Source organism: Pantoea sp. EKM101V (assembly GCF_011800325.1).
Lineage (GTDB): Bacteria > Pseudomonadota > Gammaproteobacteria > Enterobacterales > Enterobacteriaceae > Pantoea > Pantoea anthophila.
On the sequence record NZ_JAALFP010000004.1, the window covers coordinates 83,703 to 110,219 of the forward strand.

18 protein-coding genes are annotated in these 26,517 nt (G+C 57.2%); 13 read left to right on the forward strand and 5 right to left on the reverse strand.

Features of this window, described 5'->3' with window-relative positions; genetic code table 11:
* Positions 1–76 precede the first annotated feature (76 nt).
* The 9 genes from nuoG to HFD92_RS08475 all read left to right on the forward strand — a co-directional run bounded on the left by nuoG (position 77) and on the right by HFD92_RS08475 (position 10,803).
* A complete protein-coding gene (gene nuoG, locus HFD92_RS08435) occupies positions 77–2,800 on the forward strand; it encodes an NADH-quinone oxidoreductase subunit NuoG (protein WP_167428753.1) in 2,724 nt (907 codons plus the stop codon).
* Positions 2,797–3,774: an NADH-quinone oxidoreductase subunit NuoH gene (nuoH, locus tag HFD92_RS08440; protein WP_009089020.1), complete on the forward strand. Its 978-nt coding sequence runs from the start codon at positions 2,797–2,799 to the stop codon at positions 3,772–3,774. Before nuoG ends, nuoH begins: the two co-directional genes overlap by 4 nt.
* 11 nt (positions 3,775–3,785) lie before the next feature.
* A complete protein-coding gene (nuoI, locus tag HFD92_RS08445; RefSeq protein WP_009089021.1) occupies positions 3,786–4,328 on the forward strand; it encodes an NADH-quinone oxidoreductase subunit NuoI in 543 nt (180 codons plus the stop codon).
* A gap of 10 nt (positions 4,329–4,338) precedes the next feature.
* Positions 4,339–4,890 carry an NADH-quinone oxidoreductase subunit J gene (nuoJ, locus tag HFD92_RS08450; protein WP_009089036.1) on the forward strand — a complete coding sequence of 184 codons (552 nt, stop codon included), beginning with the start codon at positions 4,339–4,341 and terminating at the stop codon, positions 4,888–4,890.
* Entirely contained in the window at positions 4,887–5,189 is a 303-nt protein-coding gene (gene nuoK, locus HFD92_RS08455) for an NADH-quinone oxidoreductase subunit NuoK (RefSeq protein ID WP_003854236.1), read from the forward strand. Before nuoJ ends, nuoK begins: the two co-directional genes overlap by 4 nt.
* Positions 5,186–7,021 (forward strand): NADH-quinone oxidoreductase subunit L, encoded by a 1,836-nt coding sequence (gene nuoL / locus HFD92_RS08460; protein ID WP_167428754.1) that lies wholly within the window; start codon positions 5,186–5,188, stop codon positions 7,019–7,021. Before nuoK ends, nuoL begins: the two co-directional genes overlap by 4 nt.
* 210 nt (positions 7,022–7,231) lie before the next feature.
* On the forward strand, positions 7,232–8,752 hold the full coding sequence (gene nuoM, locus HFD92_RS08465; protein ID WP_009089040.1) for an NADH-quinone oxidoreductase subunit M: 1,521 nt from the start codon (positions 7,232–7,234) through the stop codon (positions 8,750–8,752).
* A gap of 6 nt (positions 8,753–8,758) precedes the next feature.
* A complete protein-coding gene (nuoN, locus tag HFD92_RS08470; RefSeq protein ID WP_167428755.1) occupies positions 8,759–10,216 on the forward strand; it encodes an NADH-quinone oxidoreductase subunit NuoN in 1,458 nt (485 codons plus the stop codon).
* Between the two features lie 128 nt (positions 10,217–10,344).
* A complete protein-coding gene (locus HFD92_RS08475) occupies positions 10,345–10,803 on the forward strand; it encodes a GNAT family N-acetyltransferase (RefSeq protein ID WP_167428756.1) in 459 nt (152 codons plus the stop codon).
* Between the two features lie 32 nt (positions 10,804–10,835).
* Here the strand turns inward: HFD92_RS08475 and HFD92_RS08480 are convergent, their stop codons facing one another.
* On the reverse strand, positions 10,836–12,494 hold the full coding sequence (locus HFD92_RS08480; protein WP_033736167.1) for a glucan biosynthesis protein D: 1,659 nt from the start codon (positions 12,492–12,494) through the stop codon (positions 10,836–10,838).
* A 334-nt stretch (positions 12,495–12,828) separates the two neighbouring features.
* On the opposite strand from HFD92_RS08480, the gene elaB reads away from it, so the two are divergent.
* Positions 12,829–13,140, forward strand: coding sequence for a stress response protein ElaB (elaB, locus tag HFD92_RS08485; protein ID WP_009089050.1), 312 nt, complete (start codon positions 12,829–12,831; stop codon positions 13,138–13,140).
* Positions 13,141–13,338: 198 nt separating this feature from the next.
* A complete protein-coding gene (locus HFD92_RS08490) occupies positions 13,339–14,535 on the forward strand; it encodes a nicotinamide mononucleotide deamidase-related protein YfaY (RefSeq protein ID WP_167428757.1) in 1,197 nt (398 codons plus the stop codon).
* A 272-nt stretch (positions 14,536–14,807) separates the two neighbouring features.
* Here HFD92_RS08490 and yfaE read toward each other — a convergent pair whose 3' ends face one another.
* The 4 genes from yfaE to ubiG form a co-directional block, all read right to left on the reverse strand.
* Positions 14,808–15,068 carry a class I ribonucleotide reductase maintenance protein YfaE gene (gene yfaE / locus HFD92_RS08495; protein WP_009089055.1) on the reverse strand — a complete coding sequence of 87 codons (261 nt, stop codon included), beginning with the start codon at positions 15,066–15,068 and terminating at the stop codon, positions 14,808–14,810.
* 2 nt (positions 15,069–15,070) lie between these two features.
* Complete coding sequence (nrdB, locus tag HFD92_RS08500) at positions 15,071–16,201, reverse strand: class Ia ribonucleoside-diphosphate reductase subunit beta (protein WP_009089058.1); 1,131 nt, start codon at positions 16,199–16,201, stop codon at positions 15,071–15,073.
* A 75-nt stretch (positions 16,202–16,276) separates the two neighbouring features.
* The gene (nrdA, locus tag HFD92_RS08505; RefSeq protein ID WP_009089060.1) at positions 16,277–18,562 is read right to left on the reverse strand and encodes a class 1a ribonucleoside-diphosphate reductase subunit alpha; all 2,286 of its coding nucleotides are present in this window, start codon (positions 18,560–18,562) and stop codon (positions 16,277–16,279) included.
* Between the two features lie 494 nt (positions 18,563–19,056).
* Positions 19,057–19,782: a bifunctional 2-polyprenyl-6-hydroxyphenol methylase/3-demethylubiquinol 3-O-methyltransferase UbiG gene (gene ubiG / locus HFD92_RS08510; RefSeq protein WP_009089062.1), complete on the reverse strand. Its 726-nt coding sequence runs from the start codon at positions 19,780–19,782 to the stop codon at positions 19,057–19,059.
* 177 nt (positions 19,783–19,959) lie between these two features.
* Here ubiG and gyrA point away from each other — a divergent pair, with 177 nt between their 5' ends.
* Both gyrA and rcsC read left to right on the forward strand, forming a co-directional pair.
* Positions 19,960–22,626, forward strand: coding sequence for a DNA topoisomerase (ATP-hydrolyzing) subunit A (gene gyrA / locus HFD92_RS08515; RefSeq protein WP_111207499.1), 2,667 nt, complete (start codon positions 19,960–19,962; stop codon positions 22,624–22,626).
* A gap of 1,013 nt (positions 22,627–23,639) precedes the next feature.
* Positions 23,640–26,492, forward strand: a complete 2,853-nt coding sequence (gene rcsC, locus HFD92_RS08520) for a two-component system sensor histidine kinase RcsC (protein ID WP_058957783.1) — start codon at positions 23,640–23,642, stop codon at positions 26,490–26,492.
* Positions 26,493–26,517: the final 25 nt, after the last annotated feature.

Here is a 26,517-nt window from a genome sequence, read left to right on the forward strand (position 1 = left end):
CCCCGACAATGTCGTGCGTCGGGGCAAGAATATGATTAACGCTCGTCTCTGACGAGCCTTACGGAAGCATGTCACTATGGCTACAATTCATGTAGACGGTAAAGAGTATGATGTGAACGGAGCGGACAACCTGCTACAGGCGTGTCTCTCTCTGGGCCTTGATATTCCTTACTTTTGCTGGCATCCGGCGCTGGGAAGCGTCGGGGCCTGCCGCCAGTGTGCGGTAAAGCAATTCCAGAATGCCGAAGATACCCGTGGTCGTCTCGTCATGTCCTGCATGACGCCGGCCTCTGACGGCACATTTATCTCCATCGACGATGGCGAAGCGAAAGAGTTCCGCGAAAGCGTGGTGGAGTGGCTGATGACCAACCACCCACACGACTGTCCGGTGTGTGAAGAGGGCGGTAACTGTCACCTGCAGGATATGACAGTGATGACCGGCCACAGCTTCCGCCGCTATCGCTTCACCAAGCGCACCCACCGTAATCAGGATCTCGGCCCCTTCATCTCCCACGAGATGAACCGCTGTATCGCCTGCTATCGCTGCGTGCGTTACTACAAAGATTATGCCGATGGCAAAGATCTGGGCGTCTACGGCGCACATGACAACGTCTACTTCGGTCGCCCGGAAGATGGCACGCTGGAAAGCGAATTCTCCGGTAACCTGGTCGAAATCTGCCCGACCGGCGTGTTCACCGACAAAACACACTCCGAACGCTATAACCGTAAATGGGATATGCAGTTCGCGCCGAGCATCTGCCAGCAGTGCAGCGTGGGCTGTAACACCAGCCCGGGTGAACGTTATGGTGAGTTGCGCCGTATCGAAAACCGTTACAACGGCACCGTTAACCACTACTTCCTCTGTGACCGTGGCCGCTTTGGCTATGGCTATGTGAACCGTAAAGATCGTCCGCGTCAGCCGATGCTGCTGCGTGGCAACGACTGGGTGACGCTGAACGCCGAGCAGGCGGTCAACGCCGGGGCTGATTTGCTGCGCCAGGCGAAGAAAGTGATCGGTATCGGCTCACCGCGCGCCAGCGTTGAAAGTAACTTTGCCCTGCGTGAACTGGTCGGGGCGGAGAACTTCTCAACCGGTATACCGGCAGCTGAGCAGGCCCGCCTTGAACTGATGCTGAAAGTGCTGCGTGAGGGGGGGATTTACACCCCTTCGCTGCGTGAGATTGAAAGCTACGATGCGGTGCTGGTGCTGGGTGAAGATCTGACCCAGGTCGGCGCACGTGTGGCGCTCTCCGTCCGTCAGGCGGTGAAAGGCAAAGCGCGTGATATGGCCGCGGCACAGAAGGTGGCAGACTGGCAGATCGCCGCGATCCTGAACATCGGTCAGCATGCGAAACATCCGCTGTTTGTCACCCACGTTGATGAAACCCGTCTGGATGATATCGCCGCATGGAGCTATCGTGCGCCGGTTGACGATCAGGCGCGTCTCGGTTTCGCCATCGCCAGTGCGCTGGATGAATCCGCGCCTGCGGTGACCGATTTTGACAGCGCACTCAGCGCCAGAATGGATGTGGTGGTTCAGGCACTGGCGGGTGCGAAAAAGCCATTAATCATCTCCGGTACCCATTCCGGCAGCAGCGCCATGATTGAAGCCGCCGCAAACGTCGCCAAAGCCCTGAAGGCACGTGGCGCCGATGTCGGCATTACCTTGCTGGCCGGCCACGCCAACAGTGTCGGGCTTGGCCTGATCGGCGGTAATCCACTGGAGCACGCGCTGGAGCAGCTGTCAGGCGGTGAAGCCGACGCGCTGGTGGTGCTGGAAAACGATCTCTATCGCCATGCGCCAAAAGCGCTGGTGGATGCGGCGCTGGCTCAGACCACGAACGTGATCGTGGTGGATCATCAGCGCACCGCGACCGTGGAGAAGGCGGGTCTGGTCTTATCGACCGCGAGCTTCGCCGAAAGCGATGGCACCTCTGTTAACCATGAAGGCCGCGCGCAGCGTTTCTTCCAGGTTTACGATCCCGCTTATTACGACAACAGCGTCGTGATGCTGGAGAGCTGGCGCTGGCTGCACTCGCTGCACAGCACCCTGGAAAGCCGTCACGTGGACTGGACCCAGCTCGATCATGTTATCGATGCCGTGGTTACCCGTCTGCCGCAGCTGGCCGGCATCAAAGAGGCGGCGCCTGACGCCAGCTTCCGTATCCGGGGCCAGAAACTGTCACGTTCGCCGATCCGTGCGAGTGGTCGTACCGCCGCACGCGCCAACATCAGCGTCCACGAACCGCGTCAGCCGCAGGATCAGGACACGATGTTTGCCTTCTCGATGGAAGGGAACAACCAGCCGTCGGCACCGCGTTCTCAGATCCCGTTTGCCTGGGCACCGGGCTGGAACTCCCCTCAGGCGTGGAACAAATTCCAGGCCGAAGTGGGCGGCAAACTGCGTCATGGCGATCCGGGCGTGCGCCTGTTTGAAGCCAGCGCCGGTCAGTTACCCTGGTTTACCCGTGTCCCTCAGGCCTTTGTCAGTGAAGGGCAGTGGCGGGTGGCGCCGTGCTACCAGCTGTTTGGTAGTGAGGAGATGTCGCAGCGTTCCCCGGTTTTCCAGCAGCGTATGGCGCAGCCTGCTCTGGTGATCAACCCGGACGATGCGGCGAAGCTGGGCGTCAACGATGGCGCAGCCGTCGAGTTCAGCTGTGCCGGTGAGACCGTGCGTCTGCCGGTGCGTTTCTCGGCGTCACTGCAGGCGGGACAGATTGGTCTGCCGCTGGGCATGCCAGGCGTTCCGCCATTCCTGGCGAACGGTAAAATCGACACTCTGCAGGAGGCGGCGCAATGAGCTGGTTAACACCGGACGTTATCGACATTCTGCTGGCCATTGTTAAAGCCATCGTCATTCTGCTGGTGGTCGTGGCCTGCGGCGCGTTCATGAGCTTCGCCGAGCGTCGTCTGCTCGGCCTGTTCCAGAACCGTTACGGACCGAACCGCGTAGGCTGGGGCGGGTCACTGCAGCTGGTAGCGGACATGATCAAAATGTTCTTTAAAGAGGACTGGGTCCCGCCGTTTACCGACCGCTTTATCTTTACTCTGGCACCGGTTATCGCCTTTGTTTCGCTGCTGCTGGCCTTTGCTATCGTGCCGGTTTCACCGACCTGGATGGTGACCGACCTGAACATCGGTCTGCTCTTCTTCCTGATGATGGCAGGTCTGGCGGTCTATGCGGTGCTGTTTGCCGGCTGGTCGAGTAACAACAAATACTCGCTGCTGGGTGCGATGCGCGCCTCGGCGCAGACCCTGAGCTATGAAGTGTTTCTGGGGCTGTCGCTGATGGGCGTAGTGGCGCAGGCGGGCTCGTTCAATATGAACGACATCGTCAACAGCCAGACGCATCTCTGGAATATCATCCCGCAGTTCTTCGGTTTTGTGACCTTCTGTATTGCAGGTGTGGCGGTGTGTCACCGTCATCCCTTTGACCAGCCAGAAGCGGAACAGGAACTGGCTGACGGTTATCACATTGAATACGCCGGGATGAAGTTCGGCCTGTTCTTCGTCGGCGAATATGTGGCGATTACCACGGTCTCCGCCCTGATCGTTACGCTGTTCTTTGGTGGCTGGCATGGACCCTTCCTGCCGCCGTTCATCTGGTTCGCCCTGAAAACGGCGTTCTTTATGATGATGTTCATCCTGATCCGCGCCGCGCTTCCGCGTCCACGCTACGACCAGGTGCTGTCATTCGGCTGGAAAGTGTGTCTGCCGTTGACGCTGCTGAACCTGCTGGCGACTGCCGCAGTGATTCTCTACACAGCGTCGTAAGGGGTTAACAAATGACTTTGAAAGATATTGTCGTCGGTTTTGGCACGACAGTTCGCAGTATCTGGCTGATAGGGCTGCACGCCTTTGCCAAACGTGAAACGCAGATGTACCCGGAAGAGCCGGTTTATCTGCCACCTCGCTATCGCGGCCGTATCGTGTTAACGCGCGATCCGGATGGGGCAGAGCGTTGCGTGGCCTGTAACCTGTGTGCGGTTGCCTGTCCGGTGGGCTGTATTTCGCTGCAGAAAGCGGAAACCAAAGATGGCCGCTGGTATCCGGAGTTCTTCCGCATCAACTTCTCACGCTGCATCTTCTGCGGCATGTGTGAAGAAGCCTGTCCGACTACCGCGATTCAGCTGACGCCCGATTTTGAACTGGGCGAGTTTAAGCGTCAGGATCTGGTGTATGAGAAGGACGATCTGCTGATTTCGGGACCGGGTAAATATCCGGAGTACAACTTCTACCGCATGGCAGGTATGGCGATTGACGGTAAAGATAAAGGCGAAGCGGAAAACGAAGCGAAGCCAATCGACGTCAAAGGCTTATTACCTTAAGGAGCAAGGCATGGAATTTGCGTTTTATCTTTGCGGACTGGTGGCGGTGCTGACGACGTTGCGCGTCATTACCCACACCAATCCGGTACATGCGTTGCTGTACCTGATCGTTTCGCTGTTATCGATCGCCGGCGTCTTCTTCTCAATGGGAGCCTATTTTGCGGGTGCGCTGGAGATCATCGTCTATGCCGGCGCGATCATGGTGCTGTTCGTCTTCGTCGTGATGATGCTGAACCTGGGCAAACAGACGCAGAAACAGGAGCGCGAGTGGCTCAGCCCCTCACTCTGGATCGGTCCGGGCCTGGTGTCGCTGCTGCTGCTGGTGGTGATGGTCTACGCCATCCTGACCGCCAATGACCAGGGTATTGACGGCACGATCATCGACGCTAAAGCGGTCGGTATCAGCCTGTTTGGTCCGTACGTCCTCGCGGTAGAGCTGGCGTCGATGCTGCTGCTGGCCGGTCTGGTCGTGGCCTTCCATATCGGTCGTGAAGAGCGCCAGGGTGAAGTCCTGAGCAACCGTCCTGCTGACGCCGCACAGGCGAAAAAGGAGAGCGCATGATCCCGTTACAACATGGATTGATTCTGGCTGCCGTGCTGTTTGTCCTTGGACTCACGTCGCTGGTTATCCGCCGCAATCTGCTGTTTATGCTGATCGGCCTGGAAATCATGATCAACGCCGCCGCGTTAGCCCTGGTGGTTGCCGGGAGCTATTGGGGTCAGGCCGACGGACAGGTGATGTATATCCTGGCCATCAGCCTGGCGGCAGCGGAAGCCAGTATTGGTCTGGCGCTGCTGCTTCAGCTCTATCGTCGTCGTCAGACGCTGAACATTGATACTGTGAGCGAGATGCGCGGATGAATCTTCTCTATTTAACTGTCTTGTTTCCGCTAATCGGCTTTCTGCTGTTAGCGTTTTCCCGCGGTCGCTGGTCAGAGAACCTGTCGGCCACGATTGGTATGGGATCGGTAGGCCTGGCGGCCCTGACCACAGCGATGATCGGTTTCGACTTCTTCGCCAACGGTCAGCAGGCTTATACCCAGTCGCTCTGGACCTGGATGCATGTCGGCAACTTCGACATGAAGGTGAACCTGGCGCTGGATGGCCTGTCGCTGACGATGCTGTCTGTAGTAACCGGTGTGGGTTTCTTCATTCACATGTTCGCCTCCTGGTACATGCGGGGTGAAGAGGGCTACTCCCGCTTCTTCGCCTACACCAACCTGTTTATCGCCAGCATGGTGGTTCTGGTGCTGGCCGATAACCTGATGCTGATGTATCTGGGCTGGGAAGGGGTAGGGCTCTGCTCCTATCTGCTGATCGGTTTCTACTACAGCAATCCGGAAAATGGCAAAGCGGCGATGAAAGCGTTCATCATCACCCGCGTGGGCGACGTCTTCCTGGCATTCGGTCTGTTCATTCTCTACAACGAGCTGGGCACGCTGAACTTCCGTGAGATGATGGCGCTGGCACCGGCGCACTTTGCCGCAGACAACCATATGCTGCAGTGGGCAACGCTGATGCTGCTGGGTGGCGCGGTCGGTAAATCGGCTCAGCTGCCGTTGCAGACCTGGCTGGCAGACGCCATGGCCGGTCCGACACCGGTTTCAGCACTGATCCACGCCGCGACCATGGTCACCGCGGGCGTCTACCTGATTGCCCGTAGCCACGGTCTTTTCCTGCTGACGCCGGAAGTGCTGCATCTGGTGGGCATTGTCGGGGCGATAACCCTGGTGCTGGCGGGCTTTGCTGCGCTGGTACAGACCGATATCAAACGCGTGCTCGCTTACTCCACCATGAGCCAGATTGGCTACATGTTCCTGGCACTCGGTGTTCAGGCGTGGGATGCGGCGATTTTCCATCTGATGACGCACGCCTTCTTTAAAGCGTTACTGTTCCTCTCCTCTGGTTCGGTCATTCTGGCCTGCCATCATGAGCAGAACATCTTCAAAATGGGCGGCCTGCGTAAAAGTATTCCGCTGGTCTACACCTGCTTCCTGGTGGGTGGCGCGGCCCTGGCGGCCCTGCCGCTGGTCACCGCGGGCTTCTACAGTAAAGATGAGATCCTGTTTGGCGCACTGGCTAACGGTCACATCAATCTGATGGTGGCCGGACTGGTCGGGGCATTCCTGACCTCAATCTATACCTTCCGCATGATCTTTATCGTGTTCCACGGCGAAGAGAAAATTCATGCGCATGCCGGTAAGGGGATTACCCATCATCTGCCGCTGATTGTGCTGCTGCTGCTCTCCACCTTTATTGGTGCGCTGATCACGCCACCGCTGGCGGGTGTCCTGCCAGCCAGTGAGTTCGGCGAAGCGGGCAAAGTGGGACTGGAAATCACCTCAGGCGTTGTCGCGATTGTCGGCATTCTGATCGCTGCCGCGCTGTGGCTGGGCAAACGTGAACTGGTCACCCGGATTGCAAACAGTGCACCTGGCCGTTTCTTCGGCTCCTGGTGGTTTGCCGCCTGGGGCTTCGACTGGCTCTACGATAAAGTGTTCGTCAAACCTTACCTGGGTATTGCGTGGCTGCTGAAGCGCGACCCACTGAATGGCCTGATGAACCTGCCTGCACTGCTGTCACGTATTGCCAACAAAGGCCTGGTCGTCAGTGAGAATGGCTACCTGCGCTGGTACGTTGCGTCAATGAGCGTGGGTGCCGTGCTGGTGCTGGCTCTGCTGCTGGTGATGTAAAGATTGATGAGCGGGGCAGGTTAGTTAATCTGCCCATTGAGAATGTCAAAAATTGTCCTGAGCAAGGGCGTTATCGTCACAGCCAGTTTGGTTTCCGCCAGCGCGCAGCAACCGCAGCATACTGAAGTATGTGAGGATTGCGAGCACTGCCGGGAAGCAAAGTGGCCAGTAAGATAGCCCGAACTAAGACAAAGAAAAGGGAAGTGTGCCGTGTTATTACCTTGGCTAATTATCATACCCTTCGTCGGCGGTCTGATCTGCTGGCTGACCGAGCGCCTCGGCGCGAAGGTGCCACGCTGGATCGCGCTGATCACCATGGGGCTGACGTTGGCGCTTTCACTGCAACTCTGGTTGCAGGGAGGCTATTCACTGACGCAGGCAGCGGGCATTCCGCAGTGGCAGTCAAGTTTCTCCGTTCCGTGGATCCCACGCTTCGGCATCAGCTTCCATTTAGCTATCGACGGTCTGTCGCTGCTGATGGTGGTGCTGACCGGCCTGCTCGGTCTGATGGCGGTGCTCTGTTCCTGGAATGAGATTGAAAAGTATCAGGGCTTCTTCCACCTCAACCTGATGTGGATCCTGGGCGGCGTCATCGGTGTGTTCCTCTCCATCGATATGTTCCTGTTCTTCTTCTTCTGGGAAATGATGCTGGTGCCGATGTACTTCCTCATCGCGCTCTGGGGTCATAAAGCCTCCGACGGCAAAACCCGTATTACCGCTGCAACCAAGTTCTTCATCTATACCCAGGCGTCAGGTCTGGTGATGCTGATTGCGATTCTGGGACTGGTGTTTGTCCACTTCAACGCAACCGGCGTCTGGACGTTCAACTATGAGCAGCTGCTGCAGACGCCGATGACACACGGTGTTGAATATCTGCTGATGCTGGGCTTCTTTATCGCTTTCGCGGTGAAAATGCCGGTGGTGCCGCTGCACGGCTGGCTGCCGGACGCACACAGTCAGGCGCCGACGGCGGGTTCTGTTGACCTGGCGGGTATCCTGCTGAAAACCGCAGCGTATGGCTTACTGCGTTTCAGCCTGCCGCTGTTCCCGAACGCCTCGGCGGAGTTTGCGCCTGTTGCCATGTGGCTGGGTATCATCGGGATCTTCTACGGTGCCTGGATGGCGTTTTCGCAGACCGATATCAAGCGTCTGATTGCCTACACCTCTATTTCGCACATGGGCTTTGTGCTGATTGCTATCTACACCGGCAGCCAGCTGGCGCTGCAGGGTGCGGTGATCCAGATGATTGCACACGGTCTCTCGGCTGCCGCGCTCTTCATCCTGTGTGGTCAGCTGTATGAGCGTCTGCATACCCGTGATATGCGCCAGATGGGCGGACTCTGGTCACGCATCAAATGGATTCCGGGCCTGTCGCTGTTCTTTGCTGTCGCCAACCTGGGGATGCCGGGTACCGGTAACTTCGTCGGCGAATTCATGATCCTGACGGGCAGTTTCCAGGTGGTGCCGACGATTATCATCATCTCCACCTTTGGTCTGGTGTTCGCCTCCGTTTACTCGCTGGTCATGATGCAGCGCGCCTACTACGGCGAAGCGAAATCAAAAGATCCGCTGCCAGGCATGTCACCGCGTGAGTTCATGACCATCGGGGTTCTGGTGGTCCTGCTGGTGCTGCTGGGCGTCTATCCACAGCCGATTCTGGATACTTCGCACGCTGCCATGAGCAATATTCAGCAGTGGTTTACCGCTTCAATTTCAACTACAAGGCCGTAATTCGCCATGACAATAACTCCTCACCAATTGATTGCGTTGCTGCCGCTGTTAATCGTCGGATTGACGGTGGTGGTTGTGATGCTGTCCATTGCCTGGCGACGCAACCACTTCGTTAACGCCACGCTAACGGTCGTTGGCCTGAACCTGGCGCTGCTGTCGCTCTATTTTGTCGGTCAGGTCGGCGCAATGGATGTCACGCCGCTGCTGCGTGTCGATGGCTATTCGATGTTCTACACCGCGCTGGTGATGCTGGCGAGTCTGGCGACCTGCACCTTTGCCTATCCGTGGCTGGCCGGTTTCCCGGACAACAAAGATGAGTTCTACCTGCTGGTGCTGATTGCGGCCCTGGGTGGCATCGTGCTGGCCAGTGCCAACCATCTGGCGGCGCTGTTCATCGGGATTGAGCTGCTGTCGCTGCCGCTGTTTGGTCTGATCGGCTATGCGTTCCGCCAGAAACGTTCGCTGGAAGCAGCGCTGAAATATACCATTCTTTCCGCGGCGGCCTCCTCGTTCCTGCTGTTTGGTATCGCGCTGATCTACGCCGACTCTGGCAACCTGAGCTTCGTTGCGCTGGGTCAGAGTCTGACCGATAGCATGATTCAGGAGCCCCTGCTGCTTGTTGGGCTGGGCATGATGATCATCGGTCTGGGCTTCAAACTTTCGCTGGTTCCGTTCCACCTCTGGACGCCTGATGTCTATCAGGGTGCGCCGGCGCCGGTGTCGACCTTCCTGGCGACCGCCAGCAAGATCGCCATCTTCGGTGTCATCATGCGTCTCTTCATGTATGCGCCGGTGACCGACAGCGAGGCCGTTCGCACGGTACTGGGTCTGATCGCCTTCGTATCGATCCTGTTCGGTAACCTGATGGCGATTTCGCAGAGCAACATCAAGCGTCTGCTGGGTTACTCTTCCATCGCCCACCTGGGTTATCTGCTGGTGGCGCTGATTGCGGTGAAAGATCATGAGCTGTCGATGGAAACGTCCGGGGTTTATCTGGCCGGTTACCTGTTCAGCAGCCTGGGCGCGTTTGGTGTGGTCAGTCTGATGTCCAGCCCATATCGTGGCCCGGATGCGGACTCGCTCTACTCCTACCGTGGCCTGTTCTGGCATCGTCCGATTCTCTCTGCGGTCATGACGGTGATGATGCTGTCGCTGGCGGGTATCCCGATGACGCTGGGCTTTATCGGTAAATTCTACGTCATCGCTTCCGGCGTCAGTGCCCACCTGTGGTGGCTGAGCGGTGCCGTGGTGGCGGGCAGTGCGATTGGTCTTTACTACTATCTGCGCGTCACGGTCAGTCTTTACCTCAGCCCGCCGGAGCTGCACACCCGTGATACGCCAGCTAACTGGGCGTTTACCGCCGGTGGTGTAGTCGTGCTGATCTCCGCCATTCTGGTGCTGCTGTTAGGGGTTTACCCGCAGCCCCTGATCAGACTGGTGATGATGGCTCAGCCGCTGATGTAAGCGGATTGACACTCTGACGAATCAGGCCTCCGGGCCTGATTTTTTTTGTCTGCCATTGACCTGTCATCTGTAAACCGCGACGTTATGACCTCGTCGCTATAACCCATCCGGCCTTCTCAGGAGAAATCATGGATATTTGCTGGCTCGATAAACACCATCGTGAACTCACGCCCGCCGAACTCTATGCGCTGCTGGCGCTGCGCAGTCAGATCTTTGTGGTGGAGCAGCAGTGCGCCTATCTGGATGTGGATGGCAGAGATTTACAGGCAGAAAACCGCCATCTGCTGGGGATGGCCGGTGACCAGCTGGTGGCCTATGCGCGCCTGCTGTCTCCGGAGGAGGCCTCTGGCCCGGTAAAAATCGGTCGGGTGATCGTGTCCGATCGGGTGCGCGGTGCGCAGCTGGGACGTCGTCTGATGGAGCAGGCGGTCAGCCGTTGTCAGCAGCACTGGCCGGGCCGCGACCTGTTTCTCTCTGCGCAGGCCCATCTGGAGAACTTCTACGGGCAGCATGGTTTTGTGGCCACAGGGGAGGTCTATCTGGAAGATGGGATCCCCCACGTCGATATGCTGAAGGTCGCGCCATAAAAAAGGCGAGGCCGGAGCCTCGCCTGTTGACATCAGCCGACCGTCATCTGACGGTCATCGACATATTTCCGCTGATCCGGCGCAGGCGGGAAGTATTGATAGAGCCAGGTTTCGCTCAGCGTCTCCTCTTTGGTGCGCAGGAAGAGGCGCATCTCGACCGGCGCGGTCGAGTCGCTGTTCGGATACCAGTCAAACAGAATGCGATAACCCTTCAGCGGATCGACATACAGAATCTCGACCTGTTTCACGCTACCGGATGACACGGTAATGACCGGCTCGATGCCTTTCGGCGCGGCAGCCTGCAAATCACCCCCGATGAAATCAATGGCGAAGCGGCGGCACCAGGTTTCCGGGAAGTGTTCGCCAGGCGCCCAGCCTTCCGGGAAACCGCCGATACCGGTGCGGGTGGCGTCAACGCGCGCCAGACCGCTGCGCACCGGCGGCAGACCACTCCAGTAGAGTTTGTAGGAGAAGTTCAGCTCACTACCCGCTTTGACCGGTTCTGCGGGTTGCCAGAAGCAGACCACGTTATCCAGCGTTTCGCCGGTCGTCGGGATCTCCATCAGGTTAATCGCACCTTTGCCCCATTTGCCGACCGGCTCCACCCACAGGCTCGGACGCTTGTCATACCAGCCAATCACATCCTGATAATCTTTAAAGTCGTGATTAAGCTGGAGCAGGCCAAAGCCACGCGGATTCTCATCTTCATAGGCGTTGAACTGCAGTCGCTGCGGATTGTTCAGCGGACGGGCAATCCATTCCCCTTTACCGGTCCACATCGCCAGGCGATCGGAGTCATGGATTTGCGGATGGTAGGTGTTGCACATGCGGCGTTCATTCGTGCCGCAGCTGAACATGCTGGTCATGGGCGAGATGCCAATCTGGCGGATCTCTTTGCGGGCAAACAGGTGGTTTTCCACCTCCATCACCACGCGTTTCTCTTCGCAATGGATGATGAACTTGTAGGCACCGGTGACGCTCGCGCCATCCAGCAGGGCATAGCAGGTAAAGGTGGTATCTTCCGCTTTTGGCGTTTCAAACCAGAAGGCCGTGAAATCGGGGAACTCTTCCTGACCGTTGCTGAAGGTGTTGATCGCGACGCCACGTGCCGAGAGGCCGTACTGGTAGGTATCGTCAACCGCACGGAAGTAGCTTGCGCCGAGGAAGGAGACGATATCCCGGCGAGCCAGTTCCGGTTTCTTAAAGGCGCGGAAACCGGCAAAGCCCAGGTCGGTTTTACCCTCCAGCTGCTTTGTATCGACCTTCGCATCGTTATAGTTAAACAGTTCAGGACGGAAGTGAATTTCGCGCGCCTCGCGGCTGGCACTGTCAACCGAGAACATGCGGATGCGGCGCTTGAAGCCCATGCCGACGTGGAAGAACTGTACGTCCAGCTGACGGTCGGGCAGGTTGTTCCAGAGCGAGTGGTTCGCGTCATACTGAATTTCGTTGTATGCCTGCGGCGTCAGCGTTGCCAGTGTCTCCGGCAGTGCGCCTGGCGCGCCGCCCCAGGGTTGCTTCGCCAGCGCGGCCGCTTTTTTCTTCAATACGTCGAAATCGAAGCGTACTGCGGTTCCGTCAGCAATGCCATCTTCTGCCCAGGCGGATTGCGCAAACAGCGTTGACAGGCCGGTCATGCCGCTGACGGCGGAGAAGGCCATTGACGCTTTCATAAACATTCTTCGATTCATGCCAGAGATCATTCCTTAGCTGTTCGAGGGTGTCGTGACTGTCGTGCAAAATGCACTTTCATGGCCCGATAATCACAGGCAACAGAGGGGTACGACAGCAGGGTAACTGGAAAATTCAGTTCCGTTAAAATTTATCAGATTAATCAAAGAAGCGAAGCGAAATTGCGTCTCTGCCGCTGCGTCTTACGCATCTTTGCACAGGGAAGGGCGCGCTGCCTGACGCTGCCCCGGTTAACAAATGAAAAATCAGGTGATTCCTGGCGCAGGAAATCGGCAGAGCGTCAGATTGTGGCTATAGTTAATGGACTGCTTTGCAATTCACACGGAGGAAACGATGGTAAACCAGACAAATCAATTCGAAACGGGCCTCGATGACGATATTGCGTTACTGACGGAAACGCTGGAAGAAGTACTGAAGGCATCCGGTGATCCGGCTGACCAGAAGTACATTGAGCTTAAAAGCAAAGCCGAACAGGCGCTGCACGATGTGAAATCCCGTGTCAGCCAGGCGTCCGATAGCTACTACTATCGTGCAAAACAGGCCGCTTACCGTGCCGACGATTACGTGCACGAAAAACCCTGGCAGGGTGTTGGCATCGGCGCTACCGCCGGTCTGATCCTGGGGCTGCTGCTGGCGCGTCGTTAATCGCGACGTCCTGACAGTCATCAAACGGCGGGTCTCACCCGCCGTTTTTGTTTTTCCTGAACGCACGGCCCGCCTCCGCAAACCCTCATTTTTCTCTTTTCGGCCTGAAGCGCCCTGTGCTCTCAGTGGGGGAATGCGCATTGTGTTTCTCCGATGGAGTTTCTAAAGTAAAGCAAACGTTAAAAAGGAGAATGCGACGTGATCAGAGTAGAGATGCTGTCAACCGGGGATGAGGTGCTGCATGGCCAAATCGTCGATACCAACGCGGCCTGGCTGGCGGATGTGCTATTTCAGCACGGCCTGCCGATGACCAGCCGCACCACGGTCGGGGATTCTCTCGATTCGCTGATCGCGACGCTGCAGGCGCGCAGTCACGAGGCGGATGTGCTGATCGTGAATGGCGGGCTGGGGCCGACCAGTGACGATCTCAGTGCGCTGGCGGCGGCTCAGGCCTGTGGCGTGGAACTGGAGATGCAGCAGGGGTGGCTGGAGCAGATGGAAGCCTGGTTTGCCAGCCGGGGACGGGTGATGGCGGCGAGTAATCGCAAGCAGGCCGAGATCCCGGCCAATGCAGAACTGATTGATAATCCGGTCGGCACCGCCTGTGGCTTTGCCCTGCAGCTCAATCGCTGCTGGATGTTTTTCACGCCCGGCGTTCCCTCTGAGTTTAAAGTCATGGTGGAGCAGCAGATCATTCCGCGCCTGAAGGCGAAGTTTACGCCGCCCGAGCCGCCGGTCTGTCTGCGACTTACAACCTTTGGTCGCGGCGAAAGTGATATCGCCGCCGAACTGGAGTCGCTGCCGCTGCCCGAGGGTGTGGTGATGGGTTATCGCTCCTCCATGCCGATTATCGAGATCAAACTCACCGGCCCGGCAAGTCAGCGTGTGGCGATGGAGCAGGCGTGGCAGCAGGTTCGGCTGCTGCTGGCGGAATGCACCATTTTTGAAGGCACCGAAGGGTTACCGGCGCTGCTGGCCCGTGAACTGACGCAGCGCGGTGCAGCGCTGGCGATCAGTGAGCAGTACACCGCCGGGCTGCTTTACTGGCAACTGGCTGCTGCCAGTGTGCCGTTGCGCGGTGCAGACATTCTGCCTTCCTGCCCTGAGACGCTTGAGCAGCAGGTTACCCGCACCGGCCAGCTCGCCGCGCAGCAGCAGGCGGCGCTGGCGCTCTCTGTCGGCAGTCTGGATCAGGAAGAGATAGCGATTGCCCTGCATACTCCGGAAGGCAGTGTCGGACAGCGGGTGAAATTCAGCACCGGCCGTCATAACCTGGAGACGCGGCAGAAGGTGGTGGCAATGATGGCGATGAACATGCTGCGCCGCTGGTTGCACGGCAGCGAAGTCAGCACCGGTCACGGCTGGATTGATGTGGTTGAAACTATCAGACAGTGAGAACAGGGAAAATAAAACGGGCGCCTGAGGCGCCCGTTTTATTCTGACTGCTGGCCAGATTAGCCCTGATGGCTGCCAGATCGAGCCTGCGCAGGGAACCCGGTCAGATCGGAAAGACGCAAACAGCGTCATCCCTGACAGCTCGGCCCGCGCCGTCCATGGCGCGGGACGCTTTCCTTTTCTGACCGGGTTCCCTGCGCTTTTACTTAGCCATTGCGGTGAGTTTCACCCGCATTCAGGCAGCGTCGCAGTCAGAGAGATAGCTACCTCAGTTACAATTCAAGCTCAATCTCGCCTTTGGCTTTACAGCAGCAGGGCAGGATCTCATCCTGCTGCACAAAGGCCAGCGGCTTCTGCGGGTAGTGCACTTCACCCTTTAGCAGCCGCATCCGGCAGGAGCCGCAGTAACCTTCGCGGCACTGAAACTCCACGCAGAGATTATTGGCTTCCAGCAGCGTCAGCAGATTCGTGTGCTCGTCCGTGCATTCCAGCCGGGTGCCGGAACTGCGCAGAATAACAACGTCGCGGCTCATGATTACAGCTGGAAGTCGTCGAAGTCGTTAGCGCCCACTTCAGAGTCAATCTGACCCACCAGATAGGAGCTCACTTCCACTTCCTGCGGCGCAACCTGAACGTTGTCAGACACCAGCCAGGAGTTGATCCACGGAATCGGGTTTGACCGCGTCTGGAACGGCAAATCAAGGCCCACCGCCTGCATACGGATATTGGTGATGTACTCAATGTACTGGCAGAGAATATCTTTGTTCAGGCCGATCATTGAGCCACCGCTGAACAGATAGTCTGCCCACTCTTTCTCCTGCTCGGCGGCTTTCTTAAACAGCTCGAAACACTCATCACGGCACTCTGCCGCAATCTCTTTCATCTCCGGATCGTCTTCACCGCTGCGCAGCAGGTTCAGCATATGCTGGGTGCCGGTCAGGTGCAGCGCTTCATCGCGGGCGATCAGCTTGATGATTTTGGCGTTGCCTTCCATCAGTTCACGCTCTGCGAAGGCGAATGAACAGGCGAAGCTGACATAGAAGCGGATGGCTTCCAGCGCATTGACGCTCATCAGACAGATATAAAGCTGCTTCTTCAGGGCGCGCAGGCTGACGACAACTGTTTTGCCGTTGACCTGATGCGTGCCTTCGCCCAGCTGATGCCAGTAGTTGGTCATCTCAATCAGGTCGTCGTAATAGCGTGAGATATCCTGAGCGCGCGCCAGAATCTGCTCGTTGGTGACGATATCGTCAAACACCAGCGCCGGATCGTTCACGATATTACGGATAATGTGGGTGTAAGAACGGGAGTGAATCGTCTCGGAGAAGGCCCAGGTTTCGATCCAGGTTTCCAGCTCAGGGATCGAGATCAGTGGCAGCAGCGCGACGTTCGGGCTGCGGCCCTGAATCGAATCCAGCAGCGTCTGATACTTCAGGTTGCTGATGAAGATATGCTTTTCATGTTCCGGCAGCGCCTGATAGTCGATACGGTCGCGGGACACGTCGACCTCTTCCGGACGCCAGAAGAAAGAGAGCTGCTTTTCGATCAGCTTTTCAAAAATGTCATATTTCTGCTGGTCGAAGCGCGCCACGTTGACCGACTGACCGAAAAACATCGGCTCTTTCAGCTGATCATTTTTGTTCTGTGAGAAGGTGGAGTAAGCCATAAAAGTTGTCCAAAAAAAGAGGAAGCGAAGTGGCCTCGTGAAATGAATGAGGCGGGAGAATCTCCCGCCTGGCCATTAGATTTTACAGGCGCCGCTCTCGCAGCCATCATCCTGGATAGAAGGTGCCAGGTCATCCTGAGCATCTTCCGCACCGTCACGGGTGTTCTGATAGTAGAGCGTTTTCACGCCGAACTTGTACGCCGTCAGCAGATCTTTCAGCAGTTGCTTCATCGGCACCTTACCGTTGGCAAAGCGGGATGGATCGTAGTTGGTGTTAGACGAAATCGCCTGGTCGATGAATTTCTGCATCAGACCCACCAGCTGCAGATAGCCATCGTTGTTCGGCATTTCCCACAGCAGCTCATACTGATCTTTCAGGCGCTCATACTCCGGCACCACCTGACGCAGGATGCCATCTTTCGACGCTTTGATGCTGATGTGACCGCGTGGCGGCTCAATGCCGTTGGTGGCATTGGAGATCTGCGACGATGTCTCAGACGGCATCAGCGCTGACAGCGTCGAGTTGCGCAGGCCGTGAGTTTTGATCTCTTCACGCAGGCTTTCCCAGTCGAGATGCAGCGGTTCGTTGCTGATCGCGTCCAGATCTTTCTTGTAGGTGTCGATAGGCAGGATGCCCTGCGCATAGGTGGTTTCGTTGAACCACGGGCACGCACCTTGCTCTTTCGCCAGCGCGTTTGAGGCTTTCAGCAGGTAATACTGAATGGCTTCAAAGGTCTTGTGCGTCAGGCCATTGGCGCTGCCGTCGGAGTAGCGCACACCGTGCTTCGCCAGGTAGTAAGCGTAGTTGATCACGCCGATACCCAGGGTACGACGACCCATCGCGCCACGCTTCGCCGCCGGGATGGGGTAATCCTGATAGTCGAGCAGGGCGTCAAGCGCACGCACCGCCAGGGTCGCGAGCTCTTCCAGATCGTCGAGGCTGTCAATGGCACCCAGGTTGAACGCAGAGAGCGTACACAGGGCGATCTCACCGTTTTCGTCGTTCACATCTTCCAGCGGCTTGGTCGGCAGCGCGATCTCCAGGCAGAGGTTAGACTGGCGAACCGGCGCGATGCTGGCATCAAACGGGCTGTGCGTGTTGCAGTGATCGACGTTCTGAATGTAGATACGGCCGGTTGATGCGCGTTCCTGCATCATCAGAGAGAAGAGATCGACCGCTTTGACACGCTGTTTGCGGATGCTCTGATCCTGCTCATATTTGGTGTAAAGGCGCTCAAACTCATCCTGATCGGCGAAGAAGGCGTCATACAGACCCGGGACATCAGACGGGCTGAACAGGGTAATCTCTTCCCCTTTCAGCAGGCGCTGGTACATCAGTTTGTTGAGCTGCACGCCATAGTCCATGTGGCGCACGCGGTTGCCTTCAACACCACGGTTGTTTTTCAGCACCAGCAGACTTTCGATTTCCAGATGCCACATCGGGTAGAACAGCGTGGCGGCACCGCCGCGAACGCCGCCCTGAGAACAGGACTTCACCGCAGTCTGGAAATGTTTGTAGAACGGGATACAGCCGGTGTGGAACGCTTCACCGCCGCGGATCGGGCTGCCCAGCGCACGGATGCGACCGGCGTTGATGCCGATACCGGCACGCTGAGAGACATATTTCACGATCGCGCTGGAGGTGGCGTTGATTGAGTCCAGGCTGTCGCCGCACTCGATCAGGACACAGGAGCTGAACTGACGCGTCGGGGTACGCACGCCCGACATGATGGGTGTCGGCAGGGAGATTTTAAAGGTCGAAACCGCATCATAGAAACGTCTGATGTAATCCATGCGGGTGTCGCGCGGATAGCCAGAGAAGAGGCAGGCGGCGACCAGGATGTAGAGGAACTGCGCGCTCTCGTAGATTTCACCGGAGACGCGGTTCTGCACCAGATATTTGCCTTCCAGCTGCTTCACGGCAGCATAGGAGAAGTTCATGTCGCGCCAGTGGTCGAGGAACTCGTCCATCTGTGCAAACTCTTCCGGGCTGTAATCTTCCAGCAGGTGGCGGTCATATTTGCCGAGGTCCACCATTTTTACGACCTGGTCATAGAGCTTCGGTGGCTCAAACTGACCATACGCCTTTTTGCGCAGGTGGAAGATTGCCAGGCGGGCAGCCAGGTACTGATAGTCAGGGGCATCGCGAGAGATGAGGTCTGCTGCGGCCTTGATGATGGTCTCATGAATGTCAGAGGTCCTGATGCCATCATAGAACTGAATATGGGAACGCAGCTCCACCTGTGACACTGAGACGTTGTTCAGCCCTTCAGCTGCCCAGTCCAGCACACGGTGAATTTTGTCGAGATCAATGCGCTCCTGGCGGCCATCGCGTTTAGTAACGAGCAGACTCTGGTTCATGTCGCGTTTTTACCTTTGCGTGAGTATCCAAAAATTAAAAGAAATCCCGGTTTATACACAGCATATTCATTGTGAATAATATGTGGATAAACACAACATCTAGGGGGTGATGGGAAAACCTGCAACTACATGGAGGCATATTTTAGTATTTTGCGGCGGGTTAACAAGAGCAAAAAATGATGACGGGAGGGGTTGTAATTCTGGCGAAAATTCTTAGCCCACGCCTTATAAGGCCTGACACCCTGTCAACCCGATCACACTTTTTTTTGTTAATTTGATCGGACGCGTATTTCTTATTCAATCCTCAGATGTGCGCAGAAAAAGGGATGAAAATTGCGCAAAAGCCGCTAGCGCTCAGCGGCGCTGGCAGTAAAGGCGGGCGGGCAGGTGAAATCTGTCAGGGCCAGCCTGAGCTAAGTGACTGGCAGATATGAGAATGGCGGGGCGGTCTGAGCGGGGAGAAGGCCCGCCGGAAAAAGAGGCGGGCCAGAGACTTAGCGGGCGCGGTGCGTGTGCACCATATAATTGACGTCGGTGCCGGGTGCCAGTTTGAAGCGGTTGGTCACCGGGTTGTAGTGCAGGCCAATGATGTGACGTTCACGCAGGGTGGTCTCATCGACCCAGCCGAGCAGCTCAGAGGGACGGATAAACTTTTTCACGTCATGGGTGCCGCGTGGCACCATGCGCAGCACATATTCTGCGCCGAACACCGCCAGCAGCCAGGCTTTGGGATTGCGATTCAGCGTGGAGAAGAAGACCTCGCCGCCCGGCTTAACCAGCTGCGCACAGGCGTGCACCACCGAGCGCGGGTCCGGAACGTGCTCCAGCATCTCCATACAGGTCACCACATCATATTTTCCGGCGTTCTCTTCCGCATGCGCTTCTACGGTCTGCTGCACGTAGTCCAGCGTGACGCCGCTCTCAAGGGCATGCAGACGTGCGACCGCCAGAGGTTCCGCTCCCATGTCCAGTCCGGTCACTACCGCACCTTCGCGCGCCATGCTCTCGGCTAAAATGCCGCCGCCGCAGCCGACGTCGAGCACGGTTTTACCAAACAAACCGTTGCTGTGCTCCGCGATATAGCCCAGGCGAAGCGGGTTAATGCGGTGCAACGGTTTAAATTCACCCTCCAGATCCCACCAGCGCGAGGCAACGGCCTCAAACTTGGCAATTTCCTGTGCATCGACGTTCTGCTGATGATTCTGCGGTTGTGCATTCATTGAATCGTAACTCCTGACAAAATGTCCCCACAGTATAAACGCTTAACCGCCGATGGCACACCTTTCAGGCACAAGGAAAAGCGGGTGAAATCGGTGGTTAACGTTCACCAGAGCATTGCAGTGTGATATACTTTCGCACCTTTAAAATCCGGGATTAAGTAGAGGGATAGCGGCTCCATGAGCGACCTTGCGAGAGAAATTACACCGGTCAATATCGAAGAAGAATTAAAGACTTCTTACCTCGATTACGCCATGTCGGTCATCGTTGGCCGAGCTTTACCCGATGTGCGTGACGGCCTGAAGCCGGTGCATCGTCGCGTACTCTTTGCGATGAGCGAACTGGGTAACGACTGGAACAAACCCTATAAAAAATCTGCCCGCGTCGTCGGTGACGTTATCGGTAAATATCACCCGCATGGTGATTCCGCCGTTTACGACACCATTGTACGTATGGCCCAGCCTTTCTCCCTGCGTTACATGCTGGTGGACGGACAAGGCAACTTCGGCTCCATCGATGGCGACTCTGCCGCGGCGATGCGTTATACCGAAGTCCGCATGTCAAAAATCGCCCACGATCTGTTAGCTGACCTGGAAAAAGAGACCGTCGATTTTGTGCCGAACTATGACGGCACAGAGCAGATCCCTGAAGTTCTGCCGACCAAAATCCCTAACCTGCTGGTTAACGGTTCCTCCGGTATCGCCGTGGGGATGGCAACCAATATTCCGCCGCATAACCTGCGCGAAGTGATTAACGGCTGCCTGGCCTACATTGAAGATGAGAACATCAGCATTGAAGGGCTGATGGAGCACATTCCGGGACCTGACTTCCCGACCGCCGCCATCATCAACGGCCGCCGTGGCATTGAAGAAGCGTACCGCACCGGACGCGGTAAGATTTATATTCGTGCGCGTGGCGAAGTGGAAGCGGATGCCAAAACGGGCCGCGAGACCATCGTCATTCACGAGCTGCCTTATCAGGTCAACAAAGCCCGCCTGATCGAGAAGATTGCAGAGCTGGTGAAAGAGAAGCGTGTCGAAGGCATCAGCGCGCTGCGCGATGAGTCTGACAAAGATGGCATGCGCATCGTGATCGAGATTAAGCGTGATGCGGTCGGCGAAGTGGTGCTGAATAATCTCTATTCACTGACTCAGCTGCAGACTTCGTTTGGTATCAACATGGTTGCCCTGCATCAGGGTCAGCCGAAGATTATGGCGCTGAAGGAGATTCTGGAAGCCTTTGTTCGCCATCGTCGTGAAGTGGTGACGCGCCGTACCATTTTTGAACTGCGTAAAGCACGTGACCGTGCGCATATCCTTGAAGGTCTGGCGATTGCGCTGGCGAATATCGATCCGATCATCGAGCTGATCCGCCGTGCGCCAACGCCGGCAGAAGCAAAAGCGGGTCTGATTTCGCAGGCGTGGGATCTCGGTAACGTGTCAGCGATGCTGGAGCGTGCCGGTGATGACGCCGCCCGTCCGGAGTGGCTGGAGCCGCAGTTTGGCATCCGCGACGGTCAGTACTACCTGACCGAGCAGCAGGCTCAGGCGATTCTGGATCTGCGTCTGCAGAAACTGACCGGCCTTGAGCACGAGAAGCTGCTGGATGAGTATAAAGCGCTGCTGGATCAGATCGCCGGGTTGCTGCTGATTCTGTCGAGCGCTGAGCGTCTGATGGAAGTGATCCGCGAAGAGCTGGAGCTGATGCGCGATCAGTTTGGTGACGATCGTCGCACCGAGATTACCGCGAACAGCGCGGACATCAACATCGAAGACCTGATCAATCAGGAAGACGTGGTGGTGACGTTGTCGCATCAGGGCTATGTGAAGTATCAGCCGCTGAGTGACTACGAAGCGCAGCGTCGTGGTGGTAAAGGCAAGTCAGCGGCACGCATCAAGGAAGAGGACTTCATTGATCGTCTGCTGGTTGCCAATACCCACGATACGATTCTCTGCTTCTCCAGCCGTGGCCGTCTCTACTGGATGAAGGTTTATCAGCTGCCGGAAGCGAGCCGTGGTGCGCGTGGACGTCCAATCGTCAACCTGCTGCCGCTGGAAGCGAACGAGCGTATTACGGCGATTCTGCCGGTTCGCGAGTATACCGAAGGCTTCAATATCTTTATGGCGACCGCGCTGGGCACCGTGAAGAAGACCGCGCTGAAAGAGTTCAGCCGTCCGCGCAGCGCCGGCATTATTGCCGTGAATCTGCGTGACGACGATGAGCTGATCGGTGTGGCGCTGACCAACGGTAATGACGAAGCGATGCTGTTCTCCGCCGCCGGTAAAGTGGTGCGCTTCGCCGAGAGCGCTGTACGTGCTATGGGCCGCACCGCGTCAGGTGTGCGCGGTATCAAGCTGGCCGAAGGCGATCGCGTGGTTTCTCTGATTGTGCCGCGTGAAGAGGGTGCGATTCTTACCGTGACGCAGAATGGTTACGGCAAGCGTACCGCCAACAGCGAATACCCGACCAAGTCGCGTGCGACGCAGGGTGTGATTTCAATCAAGGTGACCGATCGTAACGGTCCGGTGATTGGCGCTGTTCAGGTGGTGGATAGCGATCAGATTATGATGATCACCGATGCCGGTACGCTGGTGCGTACCCGCGTTTCAGAAGTCAGCGTCGTGGGTCGTAACACCCAGGGTGTGATTCTGATCCGCACCGCAGAGGATGAGAATGTGGTCGGATTGCAGCGTGTCGCCGAGCCGGTTGAAGAGGAAGAGCTGGATTCAATCGACGGCAGCGTGGCGGAAGGCGAGGATGATATCGCGCCTGAAGCGGATTCTGACGATGAAGAGATTGCACCGGAAGCGGAAGACGAAGACGACGCGGCTGAAGACGACGAGTAAGTTGTCTGGCATAAGCTGAGGTTCGTTGCAGAAACGGCAGGTCAGGGGAAACCCGGCCTGCCGTTTTTTTTGCAGGGGCGTTCGGCCGCAGATGGGTGTGGCGGTGAGGCCGCTGCGATCGAAAGACCCGCCATGCCCGACCGCAAAGGATTCCCGCATCCCTGCGGATCGGCCACGCCATCCCTGGCGTGGACGCTTTGCTCTTCGGGCATGGCAGGCCTTTCTCGCCGGATAGGGTGTCGCTTCAGGCGGGTGAGTGCGCGGGCGGGAGGATGCGGATTCTTGTGGGTGTGGCGGCGAGACCGCTGCGATCGAAAGGCCCGCCATGCCCGACCGCAAAGGATTCCCGCATCCCTGCGGATCGGCCACGCTATCCCTGGCGTGGACGCTTTGATCTTCGGGCATGGCTAGCCTTTCTCGCCGGGATAGGGTGTCGCTTCAGGCGGGTGAGTGCGCGGGCGGGAGGATGCGGATTCTTGTGGGTGTGGCGGAGAGGCCGCTGCGATCGAAAGGCTTTTCTCGGCGGGGTGTGGTGTCGCTTCAGGCCGTTGCAATCGAAAGGCCCGCCACGCCCGACCGCAAAGGATTACCGCATCCCTGCGGATCGGCCACGCCATCCCTGGCGTGGACGCTTTGCTCTTCGGGCATGGCAGGCCTTTCTCGCCGGGATAAGGTGTCGCTTCAGGCGGGTGAGTGCGCGGACTGGAGGATGCGGATTCTTGTGGGTGTGGCGGTGAGGCCGCTGCGATCGAAAGGTCTTTCTCGCCGGGATAGGGTGTTGCTTCAGCTTTTTCTCGCCGGGATGTGGTGTCGCTTCAGCTCTTTCTGGCTGGAAAACGGTTTCGCTTCAGGCGGGGGATGGGGGACGTCAGGCGTGACGGCAAAAGCTATCCGAAAAGCGTCCCAAACTGCCTGCCGGGCCTTCCGCTGGCTGGCTTTTTTCGCCCGATGAAGCTAGTGTATGGGCAATAAAAATTGATGATGCGACTAACCTTGCCAACTGCGAGTTCCCTTTGAAATATCCTGTCTCTTTCCGCACTACGCTTCGCATCTCGCGCTATCTTTTCCGCGCGCTGGCGCTGCTAATCTGGACGCTGGGCGCTGTTCTTACCGCGTTTTACATCATCAGCGTGCTGCACAATAAAGAGACGCAGGTTCGTCAGGAGTTTGCCAGCAATTACGGCACGATACAGTGGTATGTGCGGCACTCCGCCGACATGATGCGGGAGCTGAAATATATCACGGAGAACCGGCTGACGAATGCCAGCAACGGCATGGATGCGCTGACCGGCATGATCCCGGGTAAAACGACCCAGCCGCAGTTTACGCCGCTATTTTCAGATGGCGACTGCACCGCCATGAGCAACACCTGGCGCAACTCGCTCGACTCCCTCAGTTATTACATCAACTACTGGAAAAGTAACTTCGCCTCCTCGTATGAGCTGAACCGGGTGTTCTTTATCGGAGGGGAAAGCCAGTGTCTGGCTGACTTTACGATTGGCAGCAGCACCGCCGATCGGGAGCGCAGCCTGAAATCGCTGCGTGAGAATGTGCTGCGCTACCGTAACAGCAACGAAGAAGAGCGCCGCAACCCGATGTACTGGATCAACAGCAGTGCTCAGCCGGGTGTCGGCACCTTCTATATGGTGGTGCCGGTCTACGTGGCCAATAAGTTGCAGGCGCTGTTGGGCGTCGAACAGAATATTCGCCTGGATGAATTTATTCAGCCGGGCAGTCTGCCAATCATCGCCTCGATTACCGACGAAAATTATCGTCCACTGCTCAATTCGCGCCGTGGCGGGCTGGGCTTCTCGCTCGACAGTCTGCCCGATGACAAAACCTGGTTCGGTTATCTGAATGGTTACCGTCAGCTGGTGCTGAAAAAACCGCTGCCGCCTTCCGATCTCAACGTGGTGTGGTCGATACCCACCGACGTGATGATGGATCAGCTGAAGCTGATGATCATTAATGCGCTGCTGCTCAATGTGTTCAGCGCCATTATTCTGTTTACGCTCGCCTGGCTGTTTGAGCGCCGGATGTTCCTGCCCGCCGAGGAGAATGCGCACCGGCTGGAGGAGCATGAGCAGTTCAACCGTAAGATTGTGGCCTCGGCGCCGGTGGGGATCTGTATTTTACGCACCAGCGACGGCACCAATATTCTGAGTAACGAGCTGGCGCACAATTACCTGACCCTGCTGACCCAGGAAGATCGCCTGCGGCTGAATGAGATTATCGGCGGCCAGCAGGTTAATTTCGTCGATGTGCTCACCGGCAGCAACACCAACCTGCAAATCAGCTTTGTCCATTCGCGCTATCGCAATGAAAACGTGGCGATTTGTGTACTGGTGGACGTGTCGGCCCGTGTTCGCATGGAGCAGTCGCTGCAGGAGATGGCCCATGCGGCAGAGCAGGCGAGCCAGTCGAAGTCGATGTTCCTTGCCACCGTCAGCCATGAGCTGCGCACGCCGCTCTATGGGATTATCGGTAACCTCGATCTGCTGCAGACCCGACAACTGCCCAGCGGGATCGACTCGCTGGTGACGGCGATGAACAACTCCTCCAGCCTGCTGCTGAAAATCATCAGCGATATCCTCGACTTCTCTAAAATCGAGTCAGAGCAGCTGAAGATCGAGCCGCGTCCGTTTGCACCGCGTGAAATCGTGACCCACATCGTCGGCAACTATCTGTCGCTGGTGGTGAAGAAGCGACTGACGCTCTACTGCTTTATCGAACATGACGTTCCGCAGGTGCTGGATGGCGATCCGCTGCGTCTGCAACAGGTGATCTCCAACCTGCTGAACAACGCCATTAAGTTCACCCACACCGGCTGTATTATCCTGCACGCCTACGTCTCGCAGGGCTATCTGGCCTTCCGGGTGCGCGATACCGGGGTCGGGATTCCGGCGAAAGAGCTGCCGCGCCTGTTTGATCCCTTCTTCCAGGTCGGGAATGGCGTGCAGCGTAATTTCCAGGGCACCGGGCTGGGACTGGCGATCTGTGAAAAGCTGATCAATATGATGGACGGCGACATTGAGGTCGACTCAGAGCCGGGCATGGGCAGTCAGTTCATTGTGCGTATTCCCGTCTACAAAGGGCAGAAGCCGTCGCTGATGCTGCTGGAGGATTTGCAGGAGAAGAAAATCTGGCTGGCGATGCGCAATGATTACCTGGCGGCGTTTATCACGCGTCAGATGCAGCAGCAGGGGATTCAGGTTGCGGATTATAACGGCAGACCGGGCCCCGACGATGTGGTGATGACCGATTACGAGCTGGAGATCGATCTACCGCTGCGGGCGCTGGTCACATTTGATGGATCACATGTGGATATGCCGCGTGAACGTCAGCCAGGACGCTGGGTTCACTCGACTGCCACACTGCATGAGGTGCCGGCGCTGCTGGCGCGTATCTATCGCATCTCGCTCGGCCACGACGCGGCGGATGCGCTGCTGCTGGCTGGCCCGGTGGAAGAGAAGATTCATAATGATGACATCATGGTTCTGATCGTCGATGACCATCCGATTAACCGTATGCTGCTTTCAGAACAGCTCGGTACGCTGGGGTATCAGGTGAAAACCGCCCAGGATGGCGTCGATGCGCTTAACGTGCTGAGCCGCAATGAGATCGACATCGTACTGACCGACGTGAACATGCCGAACATGGATGGGTATCGCCTGACGCAGCGGTTGCGTCAGCTGGGGCATCTCTTCCCGGTCATCGGCGTCACGGCAAATGCGCTGGCCGAAGAGAAGCAGCGTTGTATGGACGCGGGCATGGATAACTGCCTGTCTAAACCGGTGACGTTAGATGTGCTGAAAAGCACGCTGGCAATCTATGCTGAGCGGGTGCGTAAAACGCGCATGAAGTAGGGCAGAGGGGAGGCGGTGCAGGCTG

Bases quoted from the DNA above. Each gene is read 5' to 3' on its own strand.
- HFD92_RS08475 (WP_167428756.1), top strand. From the start codon at position 10,345: ATGGATATTTGCTGGCTCGATAAACACCATCGTGAACTCACGCCCGCC.
- nuoL (WP_167428754.1), top strand. From the start codon at position 5,186: ATGAATCTTCTCTATTTAACTGTCTTGTTTCCGCTAATCGGCTTTCTG.
- gyrA (WP_111207499.1), top strand. From the start codon at position 19,960: ATGAGCGACCTTGCGAGAGAAATTACACCGGTCAATATCGAAGAAGAA.
- HFD92_RS08480 (WP_033736167.1), bottom strand. From the start codon at position 12,494: ATGAATCGAAGAATGTTTATGAAAGCGTCAATGGCCTTCTCCGCCGTC.
- nuoK (WP_003854236.1), top strand. From the start codon at position 4,887: ATGATCCCGTTACAACATGGATTGATTCTGGCTGCCGTGCTGTTTGTC.
- elaB (WP_009089050.1), top strand. From the start codon at position 12,829: ATGGTAAACCAGACAAATCAATTCGAAACGGGCCTCGATGACGATATT.
- ubiG (WP_009089062.1), bottom strand. From the start codon at position 19,782: ATGAATGCACAACCGCAGAATCATCAGCAGAACGTCGATGCACAGGAA.
- nrdB (WP_009089058.1), bottom strand. From the start codon at position 16,201: ATGGCTTACTCCACCTTCTCACAGAACAAAAATGATCAGCTGAAAGAG.
- nuoI (WP_009089021.1), top strand. From the start codon at position 3,786: ATGACTTTGAAAGATATTGTCGTCGGTTTTGGCACGACAGTTCGCAGT.
- nuoJ (WP_009089036.1), top strand. From the start codon at position 4,339: ATGGAATTTGCGTTTTATCTTTGCGGACTGGTGGCGGTGCTGACGACG.
- nrdA (WP_009089060.1), bottom strand. From the start codon at position 18,562: ATGAACCAGAGTCTGCTCGTTACTAAACGCGATGGCCGCCAGGAGCGC.
- nuoH (WP_009089020.1), top strand. From the start codon at position 2,797: ATGAGCTGGTTAACACCGGACGTTATCGACATTCTGCTGGCCATTGTT.
- nuoG (WP_167428753.1), top strand. From the start codon at position 77: ATGGCTACAATTCATGTAGACGGTAAAGAGTATGATGTGAACGGAGCG.
- yfaE (WP_009089055.1), bottom strand. From the start codon at position 15,068: ATGAGCCGCGACGTTGTTATTCTGCGCAGTTCCGGCACCCGGCTGGAA.
- nuoN (WP_167428755.1), top strand. From the start codon at position 8,759: ATGACAATAACTCCTCACCAATTGATTGCGTTGCTGCCGCTGTTAATC.